The organism is Micromonospora sp. NPDC050187 (assembly GCF_044459745.1).
Lineage (GTDB): Bacteria > Actinomycetota > Actinomycetes > Mycobacteriales > Micromonosporaceae > Micromonospora.
The window spans coordinates 26904-35528 of sequence record NZ_JBITJH010000040.1 but is presented as its reverse complement, the minus strand read 5'-3'; the positions used below and the strand labels follow the sequence as shown (position 1 = coordinate 35528).

The window sequence follows — 8625 nt, the reverse complement described above, 5'->3', positions numbered from 1 at the left end:
GGGGGTTTTTCGGGTACCGTGGCCTGTGGGGCCCGCACTGTACCCCCCTGGACCGCTGTAAAACCCCCCCCCGGGGGGGGGGGTCCCCCGGGGGGGGGGGGGGGGCCCCCCCCCCCCCGGCCGCCGTCGGAGAGTAGGCCCTTGTGAAACACGGCAAGTACCCGCTGATCGTCACCTTCCTGGTGCCGCCGCTGCTGCTGTACGTCGTCTTCGTCGTCTCGCCCTACCTACAGGCGTTCCAGATCTCCACCACCGACTGGCTGGGCTACTCGGCCGAGGCCAACCCGGTGGGCCTGGCCAACTTCCGGGCCCTGTGGCACGACGACTACGTCTGGAACGCGCTGAAGAACAACGCGGTCCTGCTCGCCCTGGTGCCGGTGCTGACCATCGCGCTCGGCCTGTTCTTCGCCACCATGCTCAGCATGGGCGGACGCCGGGGCCGGGCCGGGGTCACCGGGGTACGCGGCAACGCGCTCTACCGCACCGTCTACTTCTTCCCACAGGTGCTCTCGGTGGTGATCATCGCGGCGCTGTGGAAAGAGGTCTACCAGCCCAACGCCGGGCTGCTCAACGGCATCCTGCGCGCGGTCGGGCTGCCCGCGCCGGCCTGGCTCGGCGACCCGCGTACCGCGTTCTGGTGTGTGCTGGCGGTGATGATCTGGGCCAACGTCGGGTTCTACGTGGTGCTCTTCGGCGCTGCCATGTCGGCGATCCCACGGGAGATCTACGAGGCGGTGCTGCTCGACGGCGCGTCGCGCTGGACGACGCTGCGCCGGATCACCATCCCGCTGCTCTGGGACACCGTGCAGGTCGCCTGGATCTACCTGGCCATCGCCGCGCTGGACGGCTTCATCCTGGTGCAGCTGATGACCAACGGCGGCCCCAACTTCTCCTCCGACGTCATCGGCGTCCGGTTGTACGACACCGCGTTCGGCAGCGAGACCAAGTTCGGCTACGCCTCGGCGATCGGTGTGGTGATGTTCTTCCTGACCCTGTCGGTGGCCGTGCTGGCGCTGCGGGTCGGCCGGCGGGAACGGATCGAACTCTCATGACGACCCTCGACAAGACCACCGACGTCGCCTCCCGCCGGGGCCGGGCCGCCGGCGCCGACCGGACGGTACGCCGCGACCTGGGCGTGGTGAACGCCCTTTCGCACGGCTTCCTGCTGCTCTGGAGCGCGCTGACCGTGCTGCCGCTGCTGTGGATGTTCCTCAGCTCGTTCAAGAGCAACGCGGAGATCCTGGCCGACCCGTGGGGCCTGCCCGGCGAGCTGCGCCTCGACAACTGGGTCCGGGCGTGGACCACCGCGCACATCGGCCAGTACTTCCTCAACAGCGCGATCGTCGTCACCGGCTCGGTCGCCCTCACCATGCTGATGGGCGCCACCGCCGCGTACGTCTTCGCCCGGTACGAGTTCCGGGGCCGTCAGCTCGCGTACTACCTGTTCGTCGGCGGTCTGATGTTCCCGGTCTTCCTGGCCCTGGTGCCGTTGTTCTTCGTCGTGCGCAACGCCGGGCTGTTCGGCACCTGGACCGGACTGGTCCTGGTCTACGCCGCGTACTCGCTGCCGTTCACGGTCTTCTTCCTCACCGCGTTCTTCCGCACCCTGCCGACGTCGGTGGCGGAGGCGGCGCTGGTCGACGGCTGCGGACACTTCCGGCTGTTCTTCCGGGTGATGCTGCCGATGGCCCGCCCGGGGATGATCAGCGTCGCCATCTTCAACTTTCTCAGCCACTGGAACCAGTTCCTGCTGCCGCAGGTGCTGCTCCAGGGCGACGACTCGAAGTGGATGCTGGCCCAGGGCCTGGCCGCGCTGTCGGTCAGCCAGGGCTACGCGGGCGACTACGCGCAGCTCTTCGCGGGCCTCACCATCGCGGTGGTGCCGGTGCTGCTGGTGTACGTGGCCTTCCAGCGCCAGGTCCAGTCGGGCCTGACCGCCGGCCAGCTCAAGTAGTCAGCCGGTCGTCACCGGCGCCCGGTCCGGGTCCCGTTCGGCGCAGATCAGCTCGTCGGGGCTGGCCCGGACCTGGTCGGCGCCGGTGAGGGCGGTCCCCGGCGGGCGCGCGGTGGGCCGTACCGGTGGTGATCCGCCGCAGCGGCACACCCACCACCGCCCCGAAGGGGACGTACCCGAACCGGCGGGAGTCGAGGCTGACCGGGTTGTCGCCCACGGCAACCTGCTTTACTTCTGCATCTGCTGGTACGTTTCATCCATCGGGTGCTCATGTCGGCCTCGGGCTGAACATGCCATGATCAATGTCAATAGTTGAGGGGAAGATGGCATCCGCCAACATCAAGCAGGTCGCGCAGCACGCCGGTGTGTCGCTGGGAACGGTCAGCAACGTACTCAACCGGCCGGACCTGGTCTCGCCGGCGACCCGCCAGCGGGTGCTCGACTCCATCGCGACGCTCGGTTACGTGCGCAACGACTCGGCGCGGCAGTTGCGGGCCGGCCGCAGCCGCACCGTCGCCATCGTCGTCCTCGACATCTCCAACCCGTTCTTCACTGACGTCGTACGGGGAGCCGAGGCCGTCGTCGAGGAAGCCGGCGGGATGCTGGTGGTCTGCAACAGCGGCGAGGACGCCAGCCGTGAGACCCGTCATCTCGAGATGCTCGAAGAACAGCGCGTCCAAGGGCTGCTCATCACTCCCGTCTCCGACGGGCACCACCCTCGTCTCGACGCGCTCGTCGCCCACGGCATTCCCGTCGTGCTCGTCGACCGCGGATCCGGCCGCCCGAGCCGATGTTCGGTGGCGGTCGACGACATCGTCGGCGGCCGGCTGGCCGCCGACCACCTCGCCGACAACGGCCACAGACGCATCCTCTACGTCGGCGGCCCGATGAACATCCGCCAGGTCGCCGACCGCCACGCGGGCGCCGCCGCCGCGCTCGCCGAACGCGACGACAAGGTGCATCTCGGCATCCACCCGACGCCGACCCTCTCGGTCGCGGCGGGATGCCAGGCCGCAGACGATATCGTGGCCCTGCCGGCGGACCAGCGACCGACGGCGGTCATCTGCGCCAACGACCTGCTGGCGCTCGGGGTCCTGCAAGGGCTGACCGCGCACGGCGTGCACGTGCCCGACGACATCGCGCTGGTGGGCTACGACGACATCGAGTTCGCCGCCGCCGCTGCGGTTCCGCTGAGTTCCGTACGCCAGCCCCGCGAGCAACTGGGCCGCACCGCGGCCCAACTGCTCCTCGAAGAGTCGATCGACGACGGGAAACACAGTCATCGGCACGTCGTGTTCCAGCCGGAACTGGTGATCCGGGCGTCCAGCGCCCGCGACCGGAAACGCACCCGGGCCTGACGGCCGTTTCTCGCTCTCACCGTCACCACCGGGCATCACAGCGTTCATTTCAGCCAGGCGCCCCGGCCGCACTCTCGGTACGCGTACCGAACACCCGCCGTCAAGGCCGACCGCCGCACAGCGGCCGTCGACACGTAGGGTCACTGTCGAACTCCTCCCGGTAGTGCTGCGGTGTCGGTGTGCGGAGTTCTTGACCCTGCGCGGACAGCCACATATCCTTTTGCCCAGCCATGAAACGTTTCACAACCGGGGAAGGTGCGGCATGGGCAGGATCTGCTTCACCCTTCAGGTGAGAACCGACCGGCTGGCGGAGTACCGGCGCCGCCACGCCGCCGTCTGGCCGGAGATGCTGGCGGCGCTCAGGGCGGCGGGCTGGCAGGACTATTCGCTGTTCCTGCGCGACGACGGGCTGCTCGTCGGCTACTTCGTGACCGAGGATCTCGACGCGGCGGTCGCGGCGATGGAGCGCACCGACGTCAACGCGCGCTGGCAGGCGGAGATGGCGCCGTTCTTCGTCGACCTGCCGGACGGACGGCCGGACCGCGGCTTCGTCGTCCTCGACGAGGTGTTCTACCTCGAAGACCAATGGGAAGGCCGACCATGACCGACACCGCCCCCGTCACGCGTACCCGGGTCATGTCCGCCCTACGCGGACAACGGATCGAGACACCCTCCTGGGCCTACGGCAACTCCGGAACCCGGTTCAAGGTCTTCCGGCAGCAGGGCGTGCCCCGCGACCCGTACGAGAAGATCGCCGACGCGGCGACGGTGCACCGCTTCACCGGCGTGGCACCGACCGTGGCGCTGCACATCCCGTGGGACCGGGTCGACGACTACGCGGCCCTGGCGGCGTACGCCACGGAGCAGGGGGTCGAACTCGGCACCATAAACGCCAACGTCTTCCAGGACGACGACTACCGGCTCGGCTCGGTCACCAACCCGGACCGCGAGGTACGCCGCAAGGCGATCGGCCACCTGCTCGAATGCGTCGACGTCATGGACGCGACCGGATCACGCGACCTCAAGCTGTGGTTCTCCGACGGCACCAACTATCCCGGCCAGGACAACATCCGGCAGCGGCAGGACCGGCTCGCGGCGGCGTTGCGTGAGTCGTACGGGCGGCTCACCGGCGACCAGCGCCTGCTGCTGGAGTACAAGCTGTTCGAACCGGCCTTCTACACGACCGACGTACCGGACTGGGGAACGGCCTACGCGCACTGCCTGGAACTGGGCGAGCGCGCCCAGGTGGTGATCGACACGGGCCACCACGCGCCGGGCACCAACGTCGAGTTCATCGTCGCGTTCCTGCTGCGGGCCGGACGACTCGGCGGATTCGACTTCAACTCGCGGTTCTACGCCGACGACGACCTGATGGCCGGCGCCGCCAACCCGTTCGAACTGTTCCGCATCATGCACGAGATCGTGCAGGCGGACGCGTTGCGGCCGGAGTACGGCATCGCCTTCATGCTCGACCAGTGTCACAACATCGAGCCGAAGGTCGAGGCGGTCATCCGTTCGGTGCTCAACGTCCAGGAGGCGACGGCGAAGGCGCTCCTGGTCGACGTCGAGGCGCTGGCCGCGGCGCAACGCTCCGGTGACGTGCTCGGGGCCAACGCCGTACTGATGGACGCCTACCACACCGACGTGCGCCCGCTCCTGCGCGACCTGCGCGCCGACATGGGCCTGGACCCGGACCCGGTGGGGGCCTACCGGCGGTCGGGCTATCTGGAGAAGGTCAGCGCCGAACGGGTCGGCGGCGAGCAGGCGGGATGGGGGGCCTGAACATGTCCACGGTTGATGATCTGGTCACGCGGTCGAACCGGCTCGGCGCCGATCCGCGTAACACCAACTACGCCGGCGGCAACACCTCCGCCAAGGGGCGGACGGCCGACCCGGTGACCGGCGAGCCGGTCGACCTGTTGTGGGTCAAGGGGTCCGGCGGGGACCTCGGCACGCTCACGCCGGCCGGACTGGCGGTCCTCCGGCTGGACCGGCTGCGCGCGCTCGTCGACGGCTATCCCGGCGTCGAGCGCGAGGACGAGATGGTCGCCGCGTTCGACTACTGCCTGCACGGCCGGGGCGGGGCGGCGCCGTCGATCGACACGGCGATGCACGGCCTGGTCGACGCGGCGCACGTCGACCACCTGCATCCGGACTCCGGCATCGCGATCGCGACCGCCGCCGACGGGCCGGAGCTGACCAGGAAGATCTTCGGCGACCGCGTCGTGTGGGTGCCGTGGCGGCGTCCCGGATTCCAGCTCGGGCTCGACATCGCCGCCATCGCCCGCGACAACCCGCAGGCGATCGGTGTGATCCTCGGCGGGCACGGCATCACCGCGTGGGGGGCCACCAGCGAGGAGTGCGAGGCACGCTCGTTGGAGATCATCCGGTCGGCCGCCGACTTCCTGGCCATCCACGGGCGGCCCGAGCCGTTCGGTGCGCCGATCCCCGGATACGAACCGCTGCCCGAGCCGGAGCGGAGGGCGCGGGCGGCGGCGCTCGCGCCGGTGATCCGCGGCCTGGCCTCCACCGACCGGCCCCAGGTCGGCCACTTCACCGACAGCGACACCGTCCTGGACTTCGTCTCCCGGGCCGAGCACCCCCGGCTCGCCGCCCTCGGCACCTCGTGCCCCGACCACTTCCTGCGCACGAAGGTGCGGCCGATGGTGCTGGATCTGCCGCCGGACGCCCCGTTGGACGCGGTGGTCACCCGCCTGCGGGAACTGCACGAGGAGTACCGCCGCGACTACCGCGGCTACTACGAGCGGTACGCCGACGCCGACTCGCCGCCGATGCGCGGCGCCGACCCGGCGATCGTGCTCGTACCCGGGATCGGCATGTTCAGCTACGGCGCCAACAAACAGACCGCCCGGGTCGCCGGCGAGTTCTACGTCAACGCGATCAACGTGATGCGCGGGGCGGAGGCGGTGTCGACGTACGCGCCGATCGACGAGGTCGAGAAGTTCCGGATCGAGTACTGGGCCCTCGAGGAGGCGAAGCTGCGCCGGATGCCCCGGCCGAAGCCGCTCGCGACACGGGTCGCGTTCGTCACCGGCGGCGGGTCCGGGATCGGCCGGGCGACCGCCCACCGGCTCGCGGCCGAGGGCGCCTGCGTCGTGGTCGCCGACCGGGACGCCGGTGCCGCGCGGGCGGTCGCGCAGGAGATCGGCGACGCGGACGCGGCGGTCGCCGTCGAGGTCGACGTCACCGACGCCGCCGCGGTGGCAGCCGCGCTGCGCGAGGCGGTCCTCGCGTTCGGCGGGGTGGACCTGGTCGTCAACAACGCCGGTCTGTCGATCTCCAAGCCGCTGCTGGAGACCACCGAGCGGGACTGGGACCTCCAGCACGACGTGATGGCCAAGGGCTCGTTCCTGGTGTCCCGCGAGGCCGCCCGGATCCTGGTCGCCCAGGGCATGGGGGGCGACATCGTCTACATCTCCAGCAAGAACTCGCTCTTCGCCGGGCCGAACAACGTGGCGTACGGGGCGGCCAAGGCGGACCAGGCGCACCAGGTCCGGCTGCTCGCCGCCGAACTGGGGGCCCACGGCGTCCGGGTCAACGGGGTCAATCCCGACGGCGTCGTACGCGGTTCCGGCATCTTCGCCGGCGGCTGGGGCGCGCAGCGGGCGGCGGTGTACGGCGTACCCGAATCCGAGCTGGGTGCCTTCTACGCGCAGCGGACGCTGCTGAAGCGGGAGGTGCTGCCGGAACACGTGGCCAACGCCGTCTTCGTCCTCACCGGCGGGGAACTGTCGCACACCACCGGGCTGCACGTTCCGGTCGACGCCGGCGTAGCCGCCGCCTTCCTCCGTTGACCCGGCCGACCGGTGGGCGGCCCGCCGTCGTGGCGGCCGTCGACCTGGGCGCCTCCGGTGGCCGGGTCATGGCCGGCCGGGTCGGCCCCGACGACCTCGACCTCGCCGCCGTCCACCGGTTCGGCAACGATCCGGTCGAGGTGCGCGGCACCCTGCACTGGAACACCCTGGGCCTGTACGCGGAGGTGCTCACCGGTCTGCGCGCGACGCTGGCCGACCACCCGGACCTGGCCAGCGTCGGCATCGACTCGTGGGGGTGCGACTTCGGCCTGCTCGACGGGGACGGGCACCTGCTCGGCAACCCGGTGCACTACCGGGACCGGCGTACCGACGGCGTGCTGGCGCAGGTGGCGGCGCAGCTCGGAGCCGACCACCTGTACGACGTCACCGGGATTCAGGCGCTGCCGTTCAACACCGTCTACCAGCTGGTCGCGGCCCAGCGTTCGGGGCTGCTGGACGCGGCCCGCACGATGCTGCCCATCCCGGACCTGCTGTCGTACTGGCTCACCGGTGACATCGGGGCCGAGATCACCAACGCCTCCACCACCCAGCTGCTCGACGTACGTCGGCGTGGCTGGGCACTCGACCTCGTCGAGCGGTTGGGGCTCCCCGGTGGGCTGCTCCCCCGCCTGCGGGAACCGGGCGAGCCCGGCGGGACGCTGCTGCCGGCGGTGACCCGACAGGTCGGGGCGGACCGCGCGGTGCCGGTCACGGTGGTCGGATCCCACGACACCGCCTCCGCCGTCGTCGGGGTCCCCGCCCGCGACGAGCGGTTCCTCTACGTCTCCTGCGGGACGTGGTCGCTGGTGGGGGTCGAGCTGGACCGGCCGGTGCTGACCGGGGCGAGCCGGCTGGCCAACTTCACCAACGAATCCGGTGTGGACGGCACGGTCCGCTACCTGCGCAACGTGATGGGGCTGTGGCTGTTGCAGGAGGCGATGCGGGGCTGGGCGGCGGCCGGATCGCGGCCGGACCTCGCGGCGCTCCTGGCCGCCGCCGCCGAGGTCACCCCGTTCGCCGCGGTCGTCGACTGCGACGATCCGGTGTTCCTGCCGCCCGGCGACATGCCGGCCCGTATCGCGGACGCCTGTCGGCGTACCGGCCAGCCCGTTCCGGGTACGCCGGCGGAGGTCACCCGTTGCATCCTGGACAGCCTCGCACTGGCCTACCGGCGTACCGCCCGCCAGGCGCGGGAACTGTCCGGGCGGGACGTCGACGTCGTCCACATCGTCGGCGGTGGCGCCCGCAACGGCCTGCTCTGCCAGCTGACCGCCGACGCCTGCGGGCTGCCGGTGCTGGCCGGGCCGGTGGAGGCGACGGCGCTGGGCAACGTGCTGGTGCAGGCACGCGCGGTCGGTGCGGTCAGCGGCGGCCTGGCCGAGCTGCGCTCGCTGGTGGCCCGGACCCAGCGCGTGGTGCGGTACGAGCCGCGTGGGCACGAGGCGGCCTGGGCGGCGGCCGAGCGGCGGCTGACCGCCTGACGGCTTCGGCGCCCGGC

7 protein-coding genes are annotated in these 8625 nt (G+C 71.0%); all 7 read left to right on the top strand.

The window, feature by feature from the left end:
- Positions 1–143: 143 nt before the first annotated feature.
- The 7 genes from ACIBJE_RS31010 (at position 144) to ACIBJE_RS30980 (ending at position 8608) form a co-directional block, all read left to right on the top strand.
- Positions 144–1052, top strand: a complete 909-nt coding sequence (locus tag ACIBJE_RS31010; RefSeq protein ID WP_396753830.1) for a carbohydrate ABC transporter permease — start codon at positions 144–146, stop codon at positions 1050–1052.
- Positions 1049–1954, top strand: a complete 906-nt coding sequence (locus tag ACIBJE_RS31005) for a carbohydrate ABC transporter permease (protein ID WP_396753829.1) — start codon at positions 1049–1051, stop codon at positions 1952–1954. Before ACIBJE_RS31010 ends, ACIBJE_RS31005 begins: the two co-directional genes overlap by 4 nt.
- A 323-nt stretch (positions 1955–2277) precedes the next feature.
- Entirely contained in the window at positions 2278–3312 is a 1035-nt protein-coding gene (locus ACIBJE_RS31000; protein WP_396753828.1) for a LacI family DNA-binding transcriptional regulator, read from the top strand.
- Between the two features lie 262 nt (positions 3313–3574).
- The gene (locus ACIBJE_RS30995; RefSeq protein WP_396753827.1) at positions 3575–3916 is read left to right on the top strand and encodes an L-rhamnose mutarotase; all 342 of its coding nucleotides are present in this window, start codon (positions 3575–3577) and stop codon (positions 3914–3916) included.
- On the top strand, positions 3913–5094 hold the full coding sequence (gene rhaI, locus ACIBJE_RS30990; protein WP_396753826.1) for an L-rhamnose isomerase: 1182 nt from the start codon (positions 3913–3915) through the stop codon (positions 5092–5094). Before ACIBJE_RS30995 ends, rhaI begins: the two co-directional genes overlap by 4 nt.
- A gap of 2 nt (positions 5095–5096) precedes the next feature.
- Positions 5097–7127 carry a bifunctional aldolase/short-chain dehydrogenase gene (locus tag ACIBJE_RS30985; RefSeq protein WP_396753825.1) on the top strand — a complete coding sequence of 677 codons (2031 nt, stop codon included), beginning with the start codon at positions 5097–5099 and terminating at the stop codon, positions 7125–7127.
- Positions 7124–8608, top strand: a complete 1485-nt coding sequence (locus ACIBJE_RS30980) for a rhamnulokinase family protein (protein WP_396753824.1) — start codon at positions 7124–7126, stop codon at positions 8606–8608. The genes ACIBJE_RS30985 and ACIBJE_RS30980 overlap by 4 nt, the downstream gene beginning before the upstream one ends.
- The last annotated feature ends 17 nt before the right edge of the window (positions 8609–8625 follow it).

What these genes read in the sequence shown, in the direction of transcription:
- rhaI (WP_396753826.1), top strand. Translation starts at nt 3,913, where the DNA reads ATGACCGACACCGCCCCCGTCACGCGTACCCGGGTCATGTCCGCCCTA.
- ACIBJE_RS30985 (WP_396753825.1), top strand. Translation starts at nt 5,097, where the DNA reads ATGTCCACGGTTGATGATCTGGTCACGCGGTCGAACCGGCTCGGCGCC.
- ACIBJE_RS31000 (WP_396753828.1), top strand. Translation starts at nt 2,278, where the DNA reads ATGGCATCCGCCAACATCAAGCAGGTCGCGCAGCACGCCGGTGTGTCG.
- ACIBJE_RS31005 (WP_396753829.1), top strand. Translation starts at nt 1,049, where the DNA reads ATGACGACCCTCGACAAGACCACCGACGTCGCCTCCCGCCGGGGCCGG.
- ACIBJE_RS30995 (WP_396753827.1), top strand. Translation starts at nt 3,575, where the DNA reads ATGGGCAGGATCTGCTTCACCCTTCAGGTGAGAACCGACCGGCTGGCG.